Origin of the sequence: Croceibacter atlanticus HTCC2559 (assembly GCF_000196315.1) — a bacterium.
GTDB classification, from domain to species: domain Bacteria; phylum Bacteroidota; class Bacteroidia; order Flavobacteriales; family Flavobacteriaceae; genus Croceibacter; species Croceibacter atlanticus.
In genome coordinates this window covers 1343456-1366502 of record NC_014230.1, presented here as the reverse complement: position 1 = coordinate 1366502, position 23047 = coordinate 1343456, and the positions used below count along the sequence as shown (strand labels likewise).

Annotated in this window: 20 protein-coding genes and 1 riboswitch; of the genes, 3 read left to right on the top strand and 17 right to left on the bottom strand. The window is 34.0% G+C overall.

Annotation, left to right across the window (positions count from 1 at the left end):
* Positions 1 to 4: 4 nt before the first annotated feature.
* From CA2559_RS06090 to CA2559_RS06070, 5 genes are all read right to left on the bottom strand, one after another.
* The gene (locus CA2559_RS06090) at positions 5 to 2305 is read right to left on the bottom strand and encodes a choice-of-anchor L domain-containing protein (protein WP_013186975.1); all 2301 of its coding nucleotides are present in this window, start codon (positions 2303 to 2305) and stop codon (positions 5 to 7) included.
* 108 nt (positions 2306 to 2413) lie between these two features.
* Positions 2414 to 4483: a gliding motility-associated C-terminal domain-containing protein gene (locus tag CA2559_RS06085; RefSeq protein WP_049787196.1), complete on the bottom strand. Its 2070-nt coding sequence runs from the start codon at positions 4481 to 4483 to the stop codon at positions 2414 to 2416.
* 21 nt (positions 4484 to 4504) lie between these two features.
* Positions 4505 to 7126, bottom strand: a complete 2622-nt coding sequence (locus CA2559_RS06080) for a T9SS type B sorting domain-containing protein (RefSeq protein ID WP_013186973.1) — start codon at positions 7124 to 7126, stop codon at positions 4505 to 4507.
* Between the two features lie 32 nt (positions 7127 to 7158).
* Positions 7159 to 7995, bottom strand: a complete 837-nt coding sequence (locus CA2559_RS06075; protein WP_013186972.1) for an ABC transporter permease — start codon at positions 7993 to 7995, stop codon at positions 7159 to 7161.
* Positions 7996 to 8000: 5 nt separating this feature from the next.
* A complete protein-coding gene (locus tag CA2559_RS06070; protein ID WP_013186971.1) occupies positions 8001 to 8900 on the bottom strand; it encodes an ABC transporter ATP-binding protein in 900 nt (299 codons plus the stop codon).
* Between the two features lie 188 nt (positions 8901 to 9088).
* Here CA2559_RS06070 and CA2559_RS06065 point away from each other — a divergent pair, with 188 nt between their 5' ends.
* The 3 genes from CA2559_RS06065 to CA2559_RS06055 all read left to right on the top strand — a co-directional run bounded on the left by CA2559_RS06065 (position 9089) and on the right by CA2559_RS06055 (position 11541).
* Complete coding sequence (locus CA2559_RS06065) at positions 9089 to 10156, top strand: hypothetical protein (RefSeq protein ID WP_013186970.1); 1068 nt, start codon at positions 9089 to 9091, stop codon at positions 10154 to 10156.
* A gap of 81 nt (positions 10157 to 10237) precedes the next feature.
* Entirely contained in the window at positions 10238 to 11071 is an 834-nt protein-coding gene (gene lgt / locus CA2559_RS06060; RefSeq protein WP_013186969.1) for a prolipoprotein diacylglyceryl transferase, read from the top strand.
* Positions 11071 to 11541, top strand: a complete 471-nt coding sequence (locus CA2559_RS06055; RefSeq protein ID WP_013186968.1) for a DUF192 domain-containing protein — start codon at positions 11071 to 11073, stop codon at positions 11539 to 11541. The genes lgt and CA2559_RS06055 overlap by 1 nt, the downstream gene beginning before the upstream one ends.
* Here the strand turns inward: CA2559_RS06055 and CA2559_RS06050 are convergent.
* From CA2559_RS06050 to CA2559_RS05995, 12 genes are all read right to left on the bottom strand, one after another.
* Positions 11527 to 12279, bottom strand: a complete 753-nt coding sequence (locus CA2559_RS06050) for a head GIN domain-containing protein (RefSeq protein WP_013186967.1) — start codon at positions 12277 to 12279, stop codon at positions 11527 to 11529. The genes CA2559_RS06055 and CA2559_RS06050 overlap by 15 nt on opposite strands.
* Positions 12276 to 13376 (bottom strand): acyloxyacyl hydrolase, encoded by a 1101-nt coding sequence (locus CA2559_RS06045; RefSeq protein WP_041240932.1) that lies wholly within the window; start codon positions 13374 to 13376, stop codon positions 12276 to 12278. Before CA2559_RS06045 ends, CA2559_RS06050 begins: the two co-directional genes overlap by 4 nt.
* A gap of 77 nt (positions 13377 to 13453) precedes the next feature.
* A complete protein-coding gene (locus tag CA2559_RS06040; RefSeq protein ID WP_013186965.1) occupies positions 13454 to 14227 on the bottom strand; it encodes a head GIN domain-containing protein in 774 nt (257 codons plus the stop codon).
* Positions 14224 to 15309 carry an acyloxyacyl hydrolase gene (locus CA2559_RS06035; protein WP_049787195.1) on the bottom strand — a complete coding sequence of 362 codons (1086 nt, stop codon included), beginning with the start codon at positions 15307 to 15309 and terminating at the stop codon, positions 14224 to 14226. Before CA2559_RS06035 ends, CA2559_RS06040 begins: the two co-directional genes overlap by 4 nt.
* A gap of 41 nt (positions 15310 to 15350) precedes the next feature.
* A complete protein-coding gene (locus tag CA2559_RS06030) occupies positions 15351 to 16598 on the bottom strand; it encodes a sulfate adenylyltransferase subunit 1 (protein WP_013186963.1) in 1248 nt (415 codons plus the stop codon).
* Positions 16599 to 16648: 50 nt separating this feature from the next.
* Complete coding sequence (cysD, locus tag CA2559_RS06025) at positions 16649 to 17554, bottom strand: sulfate adenylyltransferase subunit CysD (RefSeq protein ID WP_013186962.1); 906 nt, start codon at positions 17552 to 17554, stop codon at positions 16649 to 16651.
* A 9-nt stretch (positions 17555 to 17563) separates the two neighbouring features.
* Entirely contained in the window at positions 17564 to 18178 is a 615-nt protein-coding gene (locus CA2559_RS06020) for a phosphoadenosine phosphosulfate reductase domain-containing protein (protein WP_013186961.1), read from the bottom strand.
* Positions 18171 to 18446 carry a DUF2061 domain-containing protein gene (locus tag CA2559_RS06015; RefSeq protein ID WP_013186960.1) on the bottom strand — a complete coding sequence of 92 codons (276 nt, stop codon included), beginning with the start codon at positions 18444 to 18446 and terminating at the stop codon, positions 18171 to 18173. Before CA2559_RS06015 ends, CA2559_RS06020 begins: the two co-directional genes overlap by 8 nt.
* 91 nt (positions 18447 to 18537) lie before the next feature.
* Positions 18538 to 18948 carry an RrF2 family transcriptional regulator gene (locus CA2559_RS06010; RefSeq protein ID WP_013186959.1) on the bottom strand — a complete coding sequence of 137 codons (411 nt, stop codon included), beginning with the start codon at positions 18946 to 18948 and terminating at the stop codon, positions 18538 to 18540.
* Between the two features lie 25 nt (positions 18949 to 18973).
* Positions 18974 to 20071 carry a homoserine dehydrogenase family protein gene (locus CA2559_RS06005; RefSeq protein ID WP_013186958.1) on the bottom strand — a complete coding sequence of 366 codons (1098 nt, stop codon included), beginning with the start codon at positions 20069 to 20071 and terminating at the stop codon, positions 18974 to 18976.
* Positions 20031 to 21038, bottom strand: coding sequence for an alpha/beta fold hydrolase (locus CA2559_RS06000; RefSeq protein ID WP_013186957.1), 1008 nt, complete (start codon positions 21036 to 21038; stop codon positions 20031 to 20033). Before CA2559_RS06000 ends, CA2559_RS06005 begins: the two co-directional genes overlap by 41 nt.
* A 103-nt stretch (positions 21039 to 21141) precedes the next feature.
* On the bottom strand, positions 21142 to 22458 hold the full coding sequence (locus CA2559_RS05995) for an O-acetylhomoserine aminocarboxypropyltransferase/cysteine synthase family protein (protein WP_013186956.1): 1317 nt from the start codon (positions 22456 to 22458) through the stop codon (positions 21142 to 21144).
* A 118-nt stretch (positions 22459 to 22576) separates the two neighbouring features.
* A riboswitch (SAM riboswitch) is annotated at positions 22577 to 22699 on the bottom strand.
* Positions 22700 to 23047: the final 348 nt, after the last annotated feature.

Genomic DNA, 23047 nt, shown 5'->3' with positions numbered 1-23047 from the left:
AAGATTATCTAATCAAGCTAAAATGACTGCGGTATTGGAAGCCATCTATAAATTCTGCTAAAAACCAGTAATCTGAAGCAGGCAAAGCCTTGCCATTAAACGTACCGTCCCAAGCAGATGCTGCAGAGTTTAGGGTAGTTAACAATTTACCATATCTATCAAAAATATAGATATGCTTCACTACTGGATTATTTCTATCTGCATTTAGCACACTCCATACATCGTTAAAACCATCACCATTTGGCGAGAAGAATTTTGGAAAATTAAGCACTCCAAAAGTAAACGGTGTGGTTCCACAAAACTCACTTCTCACAAATACGGTATGTTGTCCAGGTTCAACATTTTCAAAAACATTAGATTCCTGATACGGTCCACTACTATTATCCAATGCATAGGTATAATTTCCTTGCCCTTGTGCGTTAACCGTCACCGTTTGATTTGGGAAACCTCCACTTAAAGAAATTGAGATTTGTGCAGTAGAACCTTCTACAACTGATATTGTACGCGTTGCAGCACAACTTAATCCACTAGCATATGTATTTGTTACCGTAACAGTATAATCTCCAGCATTTGTTACAGATATCGTTGGTGTTGTAGCACCGTTAGACCATTGGTATGTTGCGTTTGCATTTGCCTGTACAACTCCAGCATCTAACATTACACTTGGTGTTTGACCGTCTGCACATAACGGCAAAATTTCATCATCCATTAAGATAGGTGTATCTCTTGAGAATAAGGTGACTTGTGAATTTTCGTAACACTCACTTGCATTTTCTATTACAACAATTAAAGTTTGCTGGTTTACAGTTTCATTTATAAATGTTGTCGTAGTTATCTCGTTTGTACCACTTGCAGCATCATCTGTCGTCCTAAAATAACTATAGGTAGAGTTTGGCATTGTTTCGGCATCAAACAACGCGTCTATCTCGGATATCTGAAACTCAGAAAAACCGTTTTCTCCACATATTTCATAGTCTTGTGGCGGCACTGTTGTTGCTGGTGTTGTGGTTAGTAATACTTCTGCAATAGACACACAACCAGATTGATTTCTTACACGAGCATATACAATTTCGTTTGGTGTAGAGTTTTCGTATTGTGACGGATTTGTAATTTGATCACTATTCATTTCTGCAGTTTCCAATGTTGGAAAAAACATTGTGATTTGAAGGCTATTATCTCCATTTATAACTTGTGGCTCTGAGCTAAACAAACTGTATACAGCAATACCATTTGCATTAACATCACACTCTGTAAGTGTAGCATTTTCAACGTTTGGAGGCGTATCATACTCAACTATAATTTCGTCTTCTTGTGAACACCCATTACCAATACTAACCTCAACACGATAGGTACCAGGTTGCGATACCAAAAATTCATTAGAGACTTCTGGTTGTAATATATTATCCTGAAACCATCTGTATGTATAAGTTTCTCCTGGTGGCGCCTCAATAGCAGTTAAAGTTGTTTCTTCATCTGTACACAATGCCATATTGTTAGAAATTAACAAGTCTGGTCCTAAATTTACGTTTAACCCAAAGCTGTTAGCTTCAAGAAATACAGCAGAATCAAACCTAAAGTTACCTTCGTCTGCAATTACTAATTTTATGTGGTATTGTGTATTTGGCACAACATCTGTTTCTGCAGTAAGTACAGCTGTTTGTCCATTAAAATTTATAGGCGCATTGTTGCCATTAAAACTTCCAAAAAACTGTTCATTAATTGCAGGACAGGCTTGTTCTCCATTTTCTATAATCTCTGGTCTTACAGTAGTCACTAGGACAGGTGTGTTTGTTCCAGGAATTAACGCAATGTTTTCATATTGACCGCCAACAGGTCTTATTAAGAATCCGAAAGCATCTGAAAAATTACATGTTGATGAATTGTTTGCTCTGTATTCTTCTGAAGCAAAAATATACCTAAAGCTTAAGCTACTTGACAATGGCGTAAAGTCAAACTCTATTACAGTGGCATTAATTGTATTGTTAATGTTAAGGGCATCTTCTAGGTCTTGATCACCATTCCAGCCGTTTGCGTCATCATCGCTTAATGTGGTATTTGGACCTGGCACATTATTTAACCTGCCTGTACTTAAAACTACACCTTCCTCAAAAGGAAAACTGCCACCATTATTTTGAAAATAACCGTAGCTTAAATCTTGTGAAAATTGACCACTTACCGTATTGGTTACCTGAACATTTTCCACACAACCCATACCTACCAACACATCTTCAATTAACTGTTGCGATGTAAAAGACTGAGCATCTACACTAATATTTTGCGCATTGGCATAACCTAGACACCACATGGCACAAATAAAAAGAAATAATTTATTGGGCACTTTCAATTTTTTTTTGCAAAAATACAACCTAGAACGTAGATTCTATGCAATTTAACAGGAGATTATAATCATTAATCATCGGGTTAAATACACCCAACCAACTTTAATATCTGTTTTTTCTGGGTCTAATTGTAGCCAATAAAAATAGGTGCCAACTGGTAAGCTCTTTTTGCCTATTGATGGCTGATTGCTAAAACCGTCCCAATCTGCTGTGTTTTTATTTCCTATATACACCAACGTTCCCCAACGGTTATAAATTCTTAGCTCATAGTTTTCGTAGAAATTGTCTAATCCGGCTATCGTAAACGTATCATTGGTTTGGTCTCCATTTGGAGAAAATCCTGTAGGCACTTCTATATCGCAGTTTTCTGTAGTAACCCTAAAAGTTTCAATAACAGAGCAATTCTCAAAACTAGGATTACTAATGTTAACATATACTGTACGTGGCAATGTTTCTGTTTGAAACGTTGGATTAAGACCTATAGCATTTTCTGCCTGTTCTGCGTCTTCTAGTGAAGTATAAAAAGACACAACTGCATTGGGATTATCATTCTCTATTTGCATTTGAATTACACTAAAATTAAAAGCCACACTATTAACATTCTCAAAATCACAACTTGTTACATCTTGTATTGCAACAGGTACTGGTGGCTCCACAACAGACACTTGAAAGCTTGAAGTAACGGCACACGTTGGGTCACTAATTGAAAAAACACTATAGAAAATGGTTTGCAAAGATTCTGTTATTTCGAGATCTGAAGGGTTTAAAATAGCATTAGTAGAAGCTTCAGCATCTTCTAAAGTTAAATAATAAGCTACCTCAACATTGCTTTGATTTCCTATCACATCTATTTCTTGTTGTGTAATATCTAAAAACACAGTTTGTCCTGAATCACATAACTCTACATCTAATGCTTCTGTAACTATTGCAGGTAGCAATAACTCATAAGGTGCTTCATCTATATTATTTAGCTCATTACTTTCTGTAACTGTACCTTCACCAAAACCATTATCATCAACAGATGCAATTACAGTAGCAGTGTTTGGGCTATTTTCAGGAATCATAACAGAAATTGAATATGTTTCACTACCACCAATAGGAATGTTATTTTGGGTTTCAGATGTTGCCACCAACTCATCTTCTATATAAAAAGCAATTGGCGTGAAGGCAGGCAGAACATCTGTACTATTGCTGTTAAAAACCGTGTAATTAAGATTCACAACTCTAGAAAAACAGTCTCGACTAATAGCATTTATTGCTATTGTAGCTTCTGGCAGTTGACTGTTTAATACTGTAATAACATTATTAATCATCACAAAATCTTGACCACTAGTAAGAGAAATCTCAGCACTTTGATCCCCTATTTCTATATTGTTCTGCAGGTCATATACATCTATATCCATATTATATAGATCTTGGTTTCCCGTAAAACTATTAGTGCCATTAAAAGCATTTGTACTAGGGTTTAGTGGTGGATTACCTATTACATTTCCATTTATCCTTAAAGATTCATTTACCGCTAAAGCCGAGTCACCTTCCCAAGCTACAAAACCTATTTTTGCACCTTCGTTATCTAAAACATTTAAATTATTAAGTGTTATGGTGAGCTCGTCTGGGACACTTTGTAATCCGTCATAGATATTTACTTGATTTAATGGCAATACATCATTTTCATACACTACAACTATTGCCCAACCTGCAAAATTTGTTCCTGAGGAACAGTATGGTCCTATAGCATCAGTAAGATCTAATTGACTTAATGTATAGTTTCCTGTTCCTGTATTAATTATTTGACCTGATACATCTGCAAATGCAGCAAAAAACTCCCGAGTAGCATCTAGGGAATCACTAAACGTACGCTCTGCAGTTATCTCAATATCGTTAAGCATTACATTAAAATCACCACTACCAGAACCAGCCCAATATAAGTACGCCGCTATTATTTGAGAAGAATCATTTATTGTTAGAGTTGCAGAAGATTCTGTATTAATAACACAAACACCATTAGCTCCATTTTCAAATTGGTTCATGGTATTTCCTATAGCTAAATAGTCATAACGCCCATTAAGTTGCTGCAACAAGGATATATCTTGCGCATTGGACATTAAAGAAACTAATACTAAGAAAGTTAAGATGTACCTCATAGACCAAATTGGTCTATAAAGTTAACGTTTTAGAGTAAAATTAGATCTGTATTGCGTGCCATCTTCTAAAATAATTTGAAACCAATAATCTCCGGATGGCATAGGATTACCATTAAAATTACCGTTCCAGGAACCTGTTCCTGCAGCAAAAGATTTTAGCAATTTACCGTAGCGATCAAAAATATTTACTCTGGCATTGGCTTCGCGTTGTCTTGACACACCTACTAGTCTCCACACATCATTAAAACCATCTGCATTAGGCGTAAAGAATGTCATAAAACCTAGTACTCCTATATCTAACCGAGCGCTAACACCACAACCATTTTTATCTCTCACAAAGATGTCATAAAAACCTGGTGGCACATTTGTAAATGTTGGGTCATCTTGAAATGGACCACTTTCAGAGTTTAGTGCAAACTCATAGTCTCCTATACTTTCTGTTCCCAAGTTGACCATAATTGTATTTTGCTCACTAAAATCTGAAATCTCGAACGTGATGTTTTGCGCTTGGTTTGAAGCGGTAATAGTAAATGATTTTTCATAACTACATCCAGTAATCGTGTTAGTAATTGTAACTGTATGAGTTACCAACTCTGTTGTAGAAATAGAAGGTGTTGTTTCATTACTTGGCTGCCATACAAATGAATAATCTTGTATCTCGGAAACTGGTATACCTGAGTTAAGTTGCACTGTTTCTGGTAAATCTTCTAAACAATAGATTATCTCTTCGTCATCTCCAAACTGAGAAATTGAGAATAGTTCAATTTCAAAACTTGTAGTATCAAAACAGTTTCTGTTATTAGTGTTTTCTACTCTTGCATAAATAGTTTGTAAGGTTTCTGATACTGTATAATTTATATTAATAGGGTTTAAACCATTTTCTGCATCTGCTTGATTACTGTGATAAGTCACCAAGAAGTTAGGATTTGTTTGTCCCGTTAAAATCTCTGCATTTTGAGCACCTAAATTATATTGTTCCTGGCCATCATTATCCTCATCACACAAACTTATATCCATAGGCATAGTAGCTTCAGGAGTTTCATAATAGGTAACTTCTGCAACACCAAACAATGGGCAATCTCCATTATTTAAGTCTATCTCTAATCTGTAATTTTCTGTATAAGGTAAGGTTTCGCCATTATTTGGTCTGGAAATTTGTAAAGTATTATCTGTTTCTCCAGCAATTAAAACATCGTCTTTATACCAGACATAATTAACACCAGGAATATTTTCTGTTACAAGTGTGTAGTTATCACTTTCACATAACTCTAAATGCTCCTCAGTATCATCTGTTGAGGCTGTGTTGTTAATTATATTTACTTTGCTCGTTAAAAAAGACTGTATAAACGGAGGCAGTCCTAGCCTAGCTTCACCACCTTGAAGGTTAATTGCGCCACCAGACACATCTGTTGCAAAATTTACATCGTTCCCTAATTCTTCAGGGTTATTAATTACCATTAAATTGTTTGAGCCGAATGAAGACACATAAATTTTCCCGTTTGGCGCTAATTGCATAGAAAACAAAGAACCACCACCAGAAGGTCCAAACAACTCAACTCTTGAATTCGGAATATTAGCCGCTGATAAATCCCATTGGTGTAAGGTTGAAAATAATTCTGGTGAGCTCATTGAGGCAAAAAGTCGTTCTGAGTTTGCTGAAAACTCAACACCATATGCTGAAGCACCTTGATATAACTCCTGATTATTAGAAACTACACCTGTATTTCTATCAAAATCATATAAATACACACCACCATCACCTTCATCTGAAACATTTGGAGGAAAATAAGTAAATGTATTATGTGCAACTGCTATACGGTTTCCATCTGGAGAAGCTTTCATATACCCCAAAGCTGCTCTTCTGTAATTTGATGTTGTAACAGCTGGACCTACTTCTGAAATTACTGGAGTAGTATCCAGACCACTTGAGTCTACCTTAAAAGCGTAAAACTTATTTATAAAATGTGTAATTACCCAAACCTCACCACAAACTGCACCTCTTACTGCAGTGACTTTTTCTGAACATTTAAATTTGGCTTGATTATTAAAATTTGGATTGAAGGTTTCTAACTGAATATTTTTTTCTGAAGCTACAACATCTCCCAATCCATTATTTAAAGACATATCTACTACAGAATATGTAAATCCATTATTAAACCCATCATCTATATTTGGAACACCATCATTTACATCTGTATAGTTTCCGTCTCCAGTAGGGTTACCATTTTGGAGTGCTGGACCTTGTCCTGGAAATGCAGCTGCGTTGTCGTGATGAGGCTCATCTACAGCAAAAATGTAATAAATACCATCTAAACCTGGATGCGGTACTATTAAGGCACTCGAGGTACTAGAAGGATCTCCTAATAAACCTTGTCCAGTGTTGTAGTCTCCATTAGACATCTTTTGGTGGTTTCTGTTCCATACAGAACGCCCATCAGAATAAAATTGAAGATTTCCATTAACATCTGATATGGTTGAGCACCCTTCGGTGGTTACCAATCTTCCATCTGTTAGTGCACTTGGTGGTGTAGTATTAAATGTAACTCCAGCATTACCACCAAAGTACCAGTTATTTGCCTCACCTTGGGCATGAAGAGTTACCCCTAAAAATAAGGAGCATAAAATTAAGATATATTTTTTCATAGCAAGTTTCCAAATATATCAAATAATTACGTTTATAGGTCTCGCTTTTTAAGTAATCCTAAAGACATCCATACAAATAAGAATATCCAAACAGATACTATAATAATTTGATACCAGTGAATATCATAATCTTTGGTAAACGCTTCTCCTAACTGGTTGGCTGCAGATTGAACTGCTCCTAGTCTCGAGAATGGCTCTTTTATTAGATTAGACATTGCCTCTAAAGGAAAAAACTGAACTATAGACTCTGCTGTGTTTGAACCTTTAAAAACCTGAAATTTCAATAAAGCATAGATAATACTTTCTGCTATCCACCACACAAAAAGAAACCCTAATGCAAAAGCAGAACGTTTAACCAACACACCTAAAAACATACAAAAAGAAAAGAATGCAGTGAGTTTAAAGAAATATGCCAGTAGGTAATCCATATCTCTTATAACGATGCTAAACTCTGTATAGTCTGAAAAGAAAGTTCCTAAAACAACAGATACCAAGAAAACAAATACAGTTGAAATTAAGGCAAACACCAAAACTGTATAAAATTTAGACAGCACAAATTCCTTTTTGCTCAACCCATCAATAAGGTTTTGTTTTAAGGTACGGTTACTATACTCATTACTCATCATAGATACAATTACAATTGCTAAAAACAATTTGAGCAATGCAGCTATGTAAGTGTTAAAATGCCATATAAATGGAAAATTGAAAATTCCTTGATCTGCAATTCTAAAATTTACATTCCCGAAATTAAACTCAATTGAAGCTATTAATGCTATAAAGGTGATTAATATAAAATAGATGATACTTAAGACACGTGCACTTTTGCTATATCTTAATTTTTGAAATTCAATATTTAAAAGTCGTAACATGTGGTTTAGCTAATTTGGTTTGTCAATTGTAGGAATTGTTCTTCTAGGCTTTCTTTTCTTTTATTTAAGTGAGATAACACTATACCATTCTCAAAGCATAATTTATTAAACTCAAATGACTCCATCGGTTCATTTAGGAATGCTATAAGCAATCCTTCTTCTTTCTTTATTGAGCCGAAAGCTGTGTTAGTTTTTAAGAAAGTTTCAAGCTTTGTAGTATCTTCTGCTTTAAGTTCGAAAAATCCGTGACTTGCATTCATTTCATCTACTCGTCCAGAGTAAAGTTTTACGCCTTTTCTAATTATAACCACGTGAGAGCATACTTTTTCAACCTCGTCTAATAAATGAGACGCTAGTAAAATGGTAGTGCCCATAGATGCTATTTTTCTTATAATCTCTCGTATTTGATGAATTCCTTGAGGATCTAATCCATTAGTTGGCTCATCTAAAATTAAAATTTCAGGATTATTTAATAACGCAGATGCAATTGCAAGACGTTGTTTCATACCTAAAGAAAAGGTACTAAACTTACTGTTCTTTCTATCTAGAAGGCCAACAATTTCAAGCTTCTCATCAATATTTGCGTGCTCTACATTTTTAATCTTACAAACCAGCTCTAAATTTTGTTTTGCAGTCATGTAAGGGTAAAAGTTAGGGCGCTCTATAATTGCTCCAACTTTCTTCAAGGCATTATGTGTTGTCATGTTACCATCAAACCACTGAAACTCTCCAGAAGTCTTATTAACAACATTTAGCACGATACCCAAAGTAGTAGATTTTCCGCTTCCGTTTGGGCCTAGTATACCATACACATTACCTTTTTCAATTGTAAAAGATAAATCGTTTACTGCTTTTACAGGTCCAAAATGCTTGGTGAGATTGTTAAGTTTAAGAATTGTTTCCAAAATAATATAGGTTGGTTTAACTGTATGACGTCCTACTTGTTAAATTGTTACAAGTAAGGTTTTAGGTAAAACTACAAGAAATTATAACGCCTCAGCAAAATTATAATCAGAGATTCCGCACAAGATTATTAGCATTAGTTTATTATTTAAGTATTGATATTTAAAAGAATTAATCGTATTATTTCAAGATGGTAGAGGAAAAATTAATGTCTAAGAAAAAGCCTACGTTTCCTATAAACGAAAAGCTACAGGCGTATTTAGAAAAGTATAGCAGAAGCATAAAGATTCCTGTGTTTTATGATGATCTTTTAAGGTTTCAAGGGAGTGTTGTCGTCTATGACCAACACGACGAAGACACCTATTGGGTACGTTGCTATTACGCAGATTATGAACGTGATAGCATAGATGAAAGTTTAAAGAAAATTTACACCATCTTACATTCTGATGGTAGTGACGACTCCTTTCAATATTTAAATATTGATGCTATAGATTATTGTACGTTTGGAAACTCTAAGCCATTTAGAATTAAGATTAGAAATGTTTTAAATGATAGTTTTACATACTTTTATGTAAAGAAGGCAGATGCCTCTAGAATTTACGGGCTAGAGTTTGAACACCTTCTATCTCCTCATCGAATTACATTTTTAGTTTATAAGGATACCTTAATTGAAGAACACATTGCAGGAATTCCTGGAGATGTTTTTATACAGAATGAGCTTCCGGAATGTGATGATCGCGCAAAAACACAAATTGCAAAACAGTTTGTAAAATTTAATGAGCGCTGCATGATTAGATTGCTTGGTGATATGAGAAGTTATAATTATGTAATTGTACCAACTCACGATTTTGATCACGTAGAATACCAAATTCGCGCTATAGATTTTGACCAACAATGCTTTGAAGGCAAACTTAAAGTGTATAGACCACAGTTTTTCAAAGAAAATTTCACAATGGTTGAACTGGTGACAGACCATCTTGAAAACACATCTATAGAGCAATATATTAAGGAAGAACGTTCCCTTATAGCAAAACGAATCATCTTATCTAAAGGCCGCTATAGAGAGCTTATGAGATGTATAAACAGTGATAACATTTCTAACAAAGAACATGTACATAAACTTAGAAAAGAGCTTTTAGATTTCACAAAGGATGTTAAGTTTAAACGAGCAAGATCTATGGGGCAAATATTAAAAACAGCTTTAGAGTTTGTGAAACGCAATTACGAAGATGTAAATATGCGCACTAAAATAAATTAATAGTTTAAGCTAATCTGCTTTTAAAATAGCATCACAGATAATAACGTTATCTTTACCGCTTCAAAAAATAAAACATAATACATGATTGCTTCCCAAATTACCTGGAATCCTTCTGAAGGTATCGACCTTGGTTTCTTCGTTATACGCTACTATAGCTTAATGTTTGTTATTGCCTTTACTATTGGCTGGTACTTAATGAAACGTATATATAACAGAGAAAATGTATCTCAAGAAAAATTAGACTCTATATTTATATATACAGTAATAGCCACCTTAATTGGTGCTCGATTAGGACATGTTTTATTTTACCAAACAGAATTACTTTGGGAAGACCCTTTAGCAGTTATACTACCAATACAAACACAACCTGAGTTTAGCTTTACAGGCTTTAGAGGCTTAGCAAGTCACGGTGCAGCCATTGCGGTAATTATAGCTATGTATTTTTATGCTAAGAATGTTCTTAAAAAACATGTGTTATGGGTGTTAGACCGTATTGTTATGCCTGTAGCAATTGGTGGTGTTTTTGTTAGATTAGGAAACTTCTTTAATTCAGAAATGATAGGTAAGCCAACCAATGGCGATTATGGTGTTATATTTGCTAAGTATGGTGAAACCTTTGCGCGTCATCCAGGTCAACTATATGAAGCAGCTGGTTATGTTATTGTGTTCATCATTCTAATGTTAGTATATTGGAAAACAGAAAAGCGCAAGCAAACTGGTTTTATCTTTGGTCTCTTTTTAACCTTACTTTGGTCTGTAAGATTTATTGTTGAATATATAAAAGTAGAACAAGTTACAGGTCGTGAAGATTGGGTCTTAGGATTAAACACTGGCCAACTGTTAAGTATACCGTTTATAATTGCTGGTATTTATTTTATGTTTTTTTATACACCTAAACACAAAACTACGGTCTAATGAAGTTTGCATATATATGCCTTTTAAGCTTAGTACTTATAGCTTGCAAAGATGAGCCAAAACCAAGTATAAGTGTTGAAGAACCACAATTTAAAAAAGAAGCTGAAGCATATTTAGTAAAAGCTACAGGTGATACTCTTACATCTTTAGATCTTGAGATTGCAGATGATGAGTACCAACGCCAAACTGGCTTAATGTACAGAAACTCGATGCAAGACAACCAAGGTATGCTCTTTGTTTTTCCTGATGAACAGTTGCGCAGCTTTTATATGAAGAACACACGAATACCTCTTGATTTACTTTTTCTAGATGAAAACTATAAAATTGTAGATTTTCAGGAAGATGTAAAACCTATGAGTGAAGCTTCATTACCTTCTAAAGTTCCTGCTAAGTTTGTTTTAGAGTTAAATGCAAAACAATCTGAAGCATTACAACTAGAAATTGGAGATTATCTTTTATTGAAAGATTAAACGCCCTGTAAAAAACTCTTCAACCTCAACAATAGGTGGTTGGTTTACAGAAATAACATCTCCTGTACTTCGTATTTCTCCACGTATAGACTGTTGTGGGTTTACAATAAATTTATTTGTACCTCTATGCAGAACACTTAAGTCTTGCACTATAAGGTTTGGTGCATCTAAACGACCATCACCACCATAAAAATTGGCCTGCATAGTAATTACAGTTCCAGACAGAAAGTAGTTTGTAATATTGTTGTTAACGAGTATGACTGTATCAGATTCAAGCTGCAATATAAAATCGCCATCTGTATTAAATTCATCTTCATTATTACCATCTTCAGATAACAAGACAAGGTTAGGGTAATCTAGAACACCTATACTTTCTAATGCATAACCACTACCGTTTCTAATACTTACTAAATTTGGAGAGGTTACAATAATTTTAACCTGCTCAAAATCTCTGAAAATATTACAACCATTTTCATTTTCTAAAAACAAAGTATTATCTACAACACTAACTTTTACATCATCAATTAAGTTTTCTCCCGTTTGAATTAAAACTTGTTGTTCTGGCCCGCTTTTCACAAAGACTTTAGTTCTGCTATTAGAAATAAGTTTGTCAAAAAACGGCACTTCGACTATTTGCTCAACAGCATCACCTTCAGACTTAAGACAATCATCTATGTTCTTAGGATTACACCCTAAAACAGTAATTGCTATAATAATTAATAGGAAGTGTTTTTTCATAATCTGTAACCTATTGAAAATTCTGCTGCTTCAGCTTTAGCACCATGAGAATGTACACTTACGCCTGCAAAAATGTGTTTTCCAAATTCACGCTGTAACCCTAATCTATTATAAACTCTGCCTTCAAAATCGTAAGGGTAATAAGCATAATATCCTAATTGAGATATAAATGACACTTTATTAAATGTTAGTAAGTGTCCTACAAAAACTCCAACTCTATTGGAGTCTTCATCTCCTTGAACACCTAGTTCTGGATAAGCTACAGATCTAAATTTTATTAAACTTTTAAGCATAGGAGATATAAATACTTCTGCTCCTGCTTGAAATGTACTTTTTCTATTAATCTTTTTATCTGCATAAGCAGAAATAGTGTAATGCATAAATTGGCCTAAACCTATAACATCACTAGAGTTTACACCAGTCCTAAATGCAAGGTTATAATGTATAGGCTCTGTATATTTTTCTTTTTCACCTTGTGGTATGTATTCCGGAAGCTCTTCGTAATCTAAATTGTAATTAGCACCTACATTAAACACCCAAGTATTTGTGCTGTTATTTGGTGCCTTAAGATTAGCGTTTGAATAATGAATTATTGAAAACCCTGCTTGTAGTCCTAAGCCTTTATAAATGTTTTCCTTTTTATAATTACCCATGATGTAGGTAGAGCTTAAAATAGATGATCCGTAGGCATTATTCCTAAAGTTAGATTCTTGGTCGTACGGGTTTGTGTTATAAGCAGCACCTTGACCAATACGCATCATTAAATGCCTATTAAAAAAATAAAAGTTAAAGTGTGCGTACACACCGTAGCTTTCCCCTAAAAACGTGTTTCCTAAATCTTGATAAATAAATGAGTAACCGTAATCTGGACTGTTATAACGTCTAGACCAATCTTCTAAACCAAATGTTTTAGTGTTATAACTTAAAATAACACCTTTTTGATGCTCTGTAATAAGATGTTGAATATCTGGATTATGCTCTAAGATTGTACCGTAAAAATAATTTACATCAAAAGAATGGTACTTTTTTGGGGTGTCTTGTGCATTTACAAAACTTACACAAAACAACACGATTACTAAAAGATACCTATACTGCATAATTGGGTTTACTCTAACAGTTACGAAGAAACAAAAATTAGGGTTTTAACCAACTGAGATTTCTGTATTTATTTTAACTAGTCTATAAAAATTACACGACCGGTATACAGTTCCTGAATATCCTGAATATCTGGACTATTATAACTATACACATTACCACTGCCTCTTAACTCGGCTGTTAAGCTTTCCTGAGGGTTTATGTACATATGATTGCTGCTTACATGTCTTATCGAAACATTTTGAGCTATTAAGTCTCTAGCTTCGAGTCTTGGTAACTCATCTGAGAAGCTAACATTTAAATTAGAAGTGGTTCCGTTTAAATAAAATACACTTGATCCGTTTGCGACAATAGAGACATCTTGCGCATTAAGTGTTAAATGAAAATCTCCATTCTTACGAAGATCAAATCCTGGTATTACTAAACTTCTTAAACGTAGTGTTGGGTAATTTAATGTACCTTCACTTCTTATTTCATAAGAGGATCCATTTATAATGTCCTCAATATTTGGAGAAGTTACTATGAGTTTGGTAACACCATAATCTCTAAATAAATTACACCCGTTGTTATCTCTAGCCACTAAAGTTTCATTATCTAAAAACACCTCAACGTCTGACCTAAGGTTTGCTCCTGTTTCTAAAATAACCTGTTGAGATTGCCCTTGTCTTAGTAATAATTGTACACCTTCTTCTATCCTAATTTTATTAAATCCTGCCAGAATAATTTCCTCTTGTTGCAATTGTCCTTCGGTTTGAAAACAATCATTTGCATCTTCAGAACTACAACTATTTAATAAAACAGTTGATGAGCCTAGTATTATAAATGATATTAAATGTTTTACAATCTGCTTCATAATCTATATCCTAAACTAAATTCTAATGCTTCTGCTTTTGCACCGTGAGATTTTACAGAGACAACACCAAATATGTGTTTGCCAAATGTTCTCTTTAAGCCTAACCTGAAATAAACTGGACCTTCAAAATCATATGGGTAATAATAGTAATATCCTGCATGTGTAATTGCAGAATACCGTGCAAATTTTAATTCGTGACCAATAAATACGCCTGCACGTTTATAATCTTCATCTCCTGTTGCTTGGTTTGGAAATGCTATAGATTGGTATTTAATTTCCTCTTCTAAAAATTTAGAAATAAAGAGTTCTGTACCTAAAACCAGCCTACTTTTTCTATTTAAAACTTTATCTACATATGCAGAAAAAATATAAAACGGATAGGTGCCGTGACCAACTTCGTCTCCTTCATTAAATCCGGTTCTAAACGCAAAATTTAGTTTTAGAGGTTCTGTATATTTCTCTTTAACCTTAGGCACAAAGTTTGGCACGTCTTCTTCATTAAACGTATATGTTGCCCCAACATTAAAAGTTAATGAATTTGTGCTTGTATTTGGTGATTTTACTGAAGCATTAGAATAGTGAATTACTGCTATTCCCGATTGTATACCAAAACCGCCCCAAAATGGTTTTGACTTATAATTGAGCATTAAATATGTTGAACTTAATAAATGAGAACCATAAGCTCTATTTCTAAAATTATCTTCTAAATTAAAGGGATTAGTATTATAGGCTATTCCTTGCCCTACCCTAAGCATGAGGTTACGTTTTAAAAAGTAAAAGTTATAATGACCATATACTCCAAAATTATTACCAAGCTCTTCACTTTTCATATCTTGATAAGCAAATGAAAATCCCCAATCTGGATAGTTGTAACGTGACTCCCAAGAATTAGCTCCAAAAGTCTTTCTATTATAACTTAATATTACGCCTGTAGGATGACCTTTTATAAGATGACTTATATCTTTATTGTGCAGAAGTATTGAGCCATAAAACACATTTGCATCAATCTCATGTACAGGTTTGTCCTGAGAAAAAACGTGGAGCCCACAAATAAGAAACACTAAAAGTAATAGATTTTTCACGTGACAAAAGTAACCCAAAATGATGGTATGTTTAGAAGGAGTTACTCAATAAAACCAACTGCTGCAGTATTATTTGTATGTTGATTTATTAATATAAACGCACCATTTTGTTTGTGTTCTGTGTAAGCATCACTATAAATAGGCTTATTTAACTGAAGACTAACTGAAGCTAAATCATTCATTTTTAAGGATTTCACTGTATTATCTTGGCCAGAAAAATCTGGTTCAATTTTATGGTTTATTTGTTTCACCTTAGCAAGTACTTTATTTACACCATGTTGTAACACATACTTAGAACCTTCTTGTAATGTATTGGCATCCATCCAAGAAAGTGTTGCGCTTAACTGCTTTTCTACCTTCGGTGCTTTATTTACTTTTACTAACATATCTCCTCGGCTAATATTTATATCGTCCTGAAGTGTTATAGAAACAGATGCTCCAGATAAAGCCTCTTCATATTGAGTATCATATTGATTTATGCCTTCTATTTTAGAAATTGTTCCTGAAGGCATGACCATAACAGAATCTCCTACCCTAAAAGATCCACCTTTTACTTTTCCTGCATAACCTCTATAATCATGATAGGCTTCTGTTTTCGGTCTAATAACGTACTGAACTGGAAAACGAGGTTGAACATGAGAACCTTCATTATTAGGCTGTAATTTCTCTAAGGCATTTAAAACAGTTTCACCTTTATACCAAGACATAGCCTCTGAAGGTTTAGCAACATTATCTCCTTTTAAAGCACTTATAGGCACAAAATTAATTTGCTGACTTTTAAAACTACTTTTCTCAATTATATCATTAAAAGATTGTTTAATCTCTGTAAAAACAGACTCAGAATAATTTACTAAATCCATTTTATTAACTGCTACAATAACATTAGAAACCCTAAGTAAATTATTAATGAAGAAATGCCTGTATGTTTGTTCACTCACACCATGTCTAGCATCTATAAGTATTATTGAAGCTTGAGAAGTAGAAGCACCAGTAACCATATTTCTAGTATACTCAATATGTCCAGGTGTATCTGCTATAATGTAACTTCGGTTTTCTGTTGAAAAATAAATATGAGCAACATCAATAGTAATACCTTGTTCTCGCTCTGCAACCAAACCATCTGTAGCAAGAGAAAAGTCTAAATAATCGTAACCATTTGTTTTACTTTTTTCCTCGATGGCCGCTAGCTTGTCTGTTGTAAGAGATTTTGTATCGTATAACAACCTACCTATTAACGTACTCTTACCATCATCTACACTTCCTGCTGTTGCTATTTTTAATACATCCATAGTATATTGGCTCATTACTAATGAGTTTTTTAAAGTTGATTTGATTTTTTTTAGAAGTAACCTTGCTGCTTGCGTTTTTCCATTGCAGCTTCAGAACGTTTATCATCTATTCTAGCGCCACGTTCTGAAATTGTTGACGCTTTTATCTCTTCAATAACAGACGTTATTGTTGTAGCCTCAGAAGCTACTGCTGCCGTACAGCTCATATCGCCTACAGTTCTAAAGCGAACCATACGTTTCTCTACTGTTTCATCTTTATCTCGAAAAACAACATCATCATCAACAGACCAAATAAGGCCGTCTCTAACAAATGTTTCTCGCATATGTGCAAAGTAAATAGTAGGAATGTCTATTTGTTCTTTAGCTATGTAGTTCCACACATCTAACTCTGTCCAATTTGAAATAGGAAATACACGTACATTTTGACCATGGTCTATCTGTCCATTAAGCATATCAAACACTTCAGGTCTTTGGTTTTTTTCATCCCATTGTCCAAAATCATCTCTCACAGAAAATATACGTTCTTTAGCTCTTGCTTTTTCTTCATCTCGCCTTGCGCCACCGATACATGCATCAAATTTATAGTCTTCTATAGCTTCTAAAAGAGTATTGGTTTGCAAGCTGTTTCTACTAGCATAACGACCTTGTTCTTCTTTTACTTTTCCTGCATCTATATCATCTTGAACGTGTCTTACTATTAGTTCGACACCTAGTTCCTTAACCAGGTTATCTCTAAATGTTATGGTCTCTGGGAAGTTATGACCCGTATCTATATGCATTAATGGAAATGGAATTTTCCCAGGATAAAATGCTTTTTGAGCTAATCTTACTAAAGTAATACTGTCTTTACCTCCAGAAAACAACAATACAGGTTTTTCAAACTGCGCAACCACTTCTCTAAAAATATAAATGGCTTCGTTTTCTAAAGGGTTTATTTGCGATGTATCTTTTATCATCTCTTAAGATTATTTATGAAGACCACATTCTCTATTTTCCAAAACCTTTGTAGGATCGTAATAAATGTGTTCATTGGGTAGATTGTGAAGATTTAAATAAGTGTCTAAATCTTCATCAGAAAAATTATAAAATGGACTCACTTTTACAATACCATTTGCATCTTGAGACACCATATCTATACTGTCTCTAAATGCTGTTTGACCTTTTCGTAAGTTGGTAAACCAAACATCTGGCTGGTGTTCTTGCATTGCTCTTGCAAAAGGCTCTAGCTTAACTTGCTGCGTAAAAAGCTTATGATTAGGGTCTGAAATATCTGGAATTCCCATAACTATATTTCTATAGCCAACTGTTTGTTTAGGAACATAAAGCTTGATATTTAGGTTTAACCTATTTATTAAATAATCTGCGTGCCTATATGTGTCTGGAGTATTATAACCCGTATCACACCATATAACATTAATATCTGGCTTTACAGTTGTTACAGCATGTAATATAGCAACCTCATATGGTCTAAAATTGGTTGTAATTACTGGGTTTCTTGAGTTACCTATAACGTAAGAAATAATTTCTTCTGTAGTTTTCCCTATTAAAAACTCATTTATTTCTTCAATAGTCTTATTCATTTTTTCCCCATTTTATTTGATTCCACGCACGTTCATGAAAGAAATACAACACCAGTTTAGAGATTAACTCTATGCCTCCTATTGAAAATGCAAGAGCTAATGTTCCTGTAATTATATAGGAAACCACAACCGTAGTTATAGTTCCTAGAGCACGCCAACTAAACGTTTTTAAAATACTTCTTTTTATATTTTCCTTTGGTAAGCTAGAAGCGTTTTCTACTTCATAAACATCTGCTTCTCCTGTTGTATAGTCTACAGTTTGACTCATTTTAATCTATTTTTACTATTACCCTATAGGATTAGTAGAGTATTATGCAAACTTAGTATTTTTATGTAGAACAGAAAACAAATAACTCTCTTTAAACTATTAGGTCTGCTAAAGATTTATTGTTGAAGATATCTAGAGTACTATCTCTAACTTCAATCATGAGTTTATGTACAGAACACGCGTGTTCATCTGGGCAATCATCACATTTTTCATAGTAATTTAAGCTTACACAAGGCACCATTGCTATTGGACCTTCTAACACTCTCATTACATTCACCATAGATATATCTTTGGCTTCTTTAAGTAAATAATAACCGCCACCTTTTCCTTTTTTTGAGCTTAGGATGCCGTTTTTCTTTAAGGTAAGTAATATACTTTCTAAAAATTTCTGAGAAATATTTTCTGCTTCAGAAATAGTAGCGATTTGAACTGGCGCCTGATTTTCTTGTCTTGCCAAGTGTGTTAGCGCCTTTATCCCATATTTAGTTTTCTTAGAAAGCATATTACAAAAGTACACAATTCTTACACTAAGCTTCAACCAATTTAAAAGTGTTAAGCTGCTTAGCTATTTTTAATATATCTGTTAAGATACCTCTAGCTGTAACCGCACTTCCAGCGCCAGCACCTTGTATAACTAATGGTTGTTCTTTATAAGATTCAGAAAAAATTTCGATGGCTGCATCTGCTCCTCTTAGTTGCCCAATTGCACTTGTTTTTGGCTCTAATACAAGTTTGGTTTGCAAGGTGCCATTTAAAACATCTAACTCTCCAATATATCTAAAGACATGGTTTGCTGATTTTTTTACTTTTAAATCTGAATAGTAACGATCTAATTCATTCAGCTTTAAATTGAAGTCATTCAAATAGTGAATTTCTTCTAATGAAGAAGGTATCAGAGACTCAACAGCTATGTCTGAAAGTTCCTTTTGTAGTCCTATTTCCCTAGCTAAGATTAGTAATTTTCTGGCTACATCTTTTCCAGAAAGATCTTCCCTAATGTCTGGTTCTGTAAAACCTTTTTGCTGTGCGCTTTGCAGCACCTCAGAAAACAACAGTTGCTTCTCTGAAAATGTATTGAATATATAACTTAACGATCCAGAAAACACACCTCTTATTTTATGGATTTGCTCGCCACTGTCTGAAAGCCTTCTTAAGGTTTCGATTATTGGCAAACCTGCACCAACATTAGTTTCATAGTTAAAATGTGTCCAATTATTTAAGATTGTTGTCCTAAGAGAATTGTAATAGTCTAATGATAATGTATTAGCAATTTTATTTGCTGTTACAATATGGTAGCCTTGTTGAAAAAATGCTTTGTAATGTTTTACAAATTTTCTGCTTGCTGTAGCATCTACAATTATAATATTACCAAGCTCCTCTTTTTGGATATAGCGTATAATATCATTTATTTTATAAGGAAAACCAAAAATCTCAAAATCGGTTTGCCAATTGTTTTTAATGCCATTTGTTTTAAAAAAAGCTGTGGTAGAGTTTGCTATAATTGGAATCTCTAAATTTAATCCTTGCTTTAAAGATATCGTAGCGTTTGTAGCTAGAACTTGCTTAATTAAAGTGCTACCAACATTACCTATTCCAAACAATATGATGTTTATGGTTGTGTTCATGAGTTTTAGTTTCAAAAATTGGTTTTAATATGTTTTGAAGTTGTGCTGTTTCAATTAAAAATGCATCGTGACCGTGAATGCTCTTTATTTCAGAAATAAACACATTATCCTTTTCTGTACAGAGATCTATATAGGTTTCCCAAATGTCTTCTGCCAAGAAAAACAAATCAGAATCTACACTTACAAGATGAATATCTGCTGAAATAACTTGAGCAAAGTCTTTAATCGAAGTGTAATTTCTAAGCACATTAGCGGTAGTTAACAGGTGATTCATTAATTTGTAACTGGCTAGTTGAAATCGGTTTTGCAATAGGTTTCCATGATACGAGAGCCAATTCTCTACTTTAAAAATTGAATCTTCATCTCTTTCTCTTTCAAACTTTTGTTTTAATGATCTTGGTGTTCTATAAAGTGTCATAGCATGCAACCGAGCATCATAAATTGGATTGGTTGAGTTATTAAGAATACTGTCCTGTATCTTACAGTTTGCAAGCAACCAATCTGTGGCTTTCCAATCTGTTGCAATAGGTATTATATGCGCAATTTTTATTGCTTTTAAAGCTGCCAACTCCCAAACCAGTTGGCCTCCTAAAGAACCACCAACCACTGCAAATAACTCATTAACACCCAAATACTCTAAAATCCTAACTTGTATTTTAGCAACATCTACAAGTTGCCAATCCTTATAGTTTTTAATAGTATAATCACTGTTTACATTAAAGCCATTACCTGGAACATCTATACTTAAAATGGTAAACCTTTGTGTGTCTATAACTTTGTTATCACCCACTATTGCAGACCACCAACCTTGTGCTCCTGTTACATTTGAGTTGCCTGTTAATGCATGATTAATTAATACAATAGGTGCTGTTCCTAAAGCTTTACCAAATTGTTGATAGGTGGTTTTCACTAAAGTTTTCGACCCAGATGTAAGCTTAAAATCTTCTATTATAAATTCTGATATCATTTTCCTAGAGTTTCAAAAATTGTAAAGCAACCTCAACCAACACAAATGATGGTTGAGGCATTTATAGCTTTAAAGAATTTTAAATTAAATGGTATTGTTAGTCTTAGTGTCCATTTAGACTAAATGCTTCAGCAGAAACCTTGGTGTCTAATTTTTGAAAAGCTTGAATTAAATCAGATTTCAAATCATCTAAATGCTCTAAACCTACACTTAATCTTATTAGATCTTTTGTAACTCCAGTAGACTCTTGCTCTTCATCTGTTAGCTGTTGATGAGTAGTACTTGCTGGATGTATTATTAAAGATTTAGAGTCGCCAATATTAGCTAACAATGAAAATATTTCAGTTTCATTTGCTATAATTTTAGCACTGTTATAACCACCTTTTACTCCAAAAGTTACAACGCCACTTTGGCCATCTGGCAAATATTTTTTTGCTAACGAATTGTATTTGCTAGACTTAAGTCCTGGATAGTTAACCCAAGTTACCTCTTCCTGTTCTTGAAGCCAAGTTGCAAGATTTAGTGCATTTTTGCTATGCTTTTCAAGCCTTATCTCTAAAGTTTCTAATCCTTGTAAAATTTGAAAAGCGTTAAATGGACTTAATGCTGCACCGTGATCACGCAAACCTTCTATTCTTACTTTTGCTATAAATGCTGCTTCCTGCAATGCATCGTGATACACCAAACCGTGATAACCTGGTGATGGCTCTGTAAACTCTGGAAACTTCCCACTAGACCAGTCAAAAGTTCCGGCATCTATAATAACGCCTCCTAATGCAGTACCATTTCCGTTTATGTATTTTGTAAGCGAGTGAATAACAATATTAGCACCATAATTTATAGGGTTTAATAATGCTGGAGTTGCCACAGTGTTATCTACAATTAGTGGTACTTTATAAGCTTTTGCTTCAATAGAAATTGCTTCAATATCTAAAACATCTAGTTTTGGATTTCCTAAAGATTCAATAAAATAAGCTCGTGTGTTTTCCTTGGAAGCTTTCTTAAAATTCTCAGGATTTTGAGGATCTACAAAAGTTGTCGTGATACCAAATCTTGGCAAGGTGACTTTAAGTAAATTGTAAGTGCCTCCGTATAACGAATTTGAAGCTACAATATGATCTCCAGCTTTTAAAAGTGTAAGCAATGTTGTATTAATTGCTGCTGTACCAGATGCTGTGGAGACTGCAGCAATACCACCTTCAATATCTGCTAGTCGTTTTTCAAGAATGTCATTTGTCGGGTTATTTATACGTGTATAAATAAAGCCTTCTTCAGATAGGTTAAACAAATTTGCAGCGTGGTCTGCATCTTTAAAAACATAACTTGAAGATTGGTAAATAGGAACCGCACGAGTGTTTCCGTTTGTTGCTGTGTCGTGCCCTGCGTGCAACGCTTTGGTTGCTAAAGATTGTGTACTCATTTTTCTAATTTTTGAGTTAAAAATAAATTGAACCCAAAGCCAAAAAGCTCTCGAGAGCGCCTTGATAGAAAAATGTTAAAAAGAAAAAATAGCCACATCCCAGAAAGGGATTGGTTGTGGGTTATCTATCTGTACAAACCAGAAATGATTGGCTGTACTGTAGAATGTAGCACCTTCTTTCTAAGTGAAAGGGTTGCTAAGGCTTCATAGGGTCTATTCCCTCAGCCTTTCTTGATAACATCTTCAATAAAAGTTTGAACTTTGAGCTACAAAGATGAAACGCAAACACGACATAACAAAATTTTTTTGAACTTATTTTCGTTTTTGAAAATGTATATACTACGTATATAAAGTTTAATTTTAATCGAGAAGGCTTATAACTATCGCTGCATCATTCATTTCTATTAAGACAATTAAAGAGATTAAATCTTATTTCATACTTTTGCATCTCAAAACGAGGAAAGATTTGACTGATTGCAACCTCGACTTCTGTTTTCAAAAACAGTAACACTTTGATTTTTAAGTGTTTTAAAATGCTAAAGCAGTATACTTCAAAATCCTATTAAATTAATAGGATTTAATGTAAACT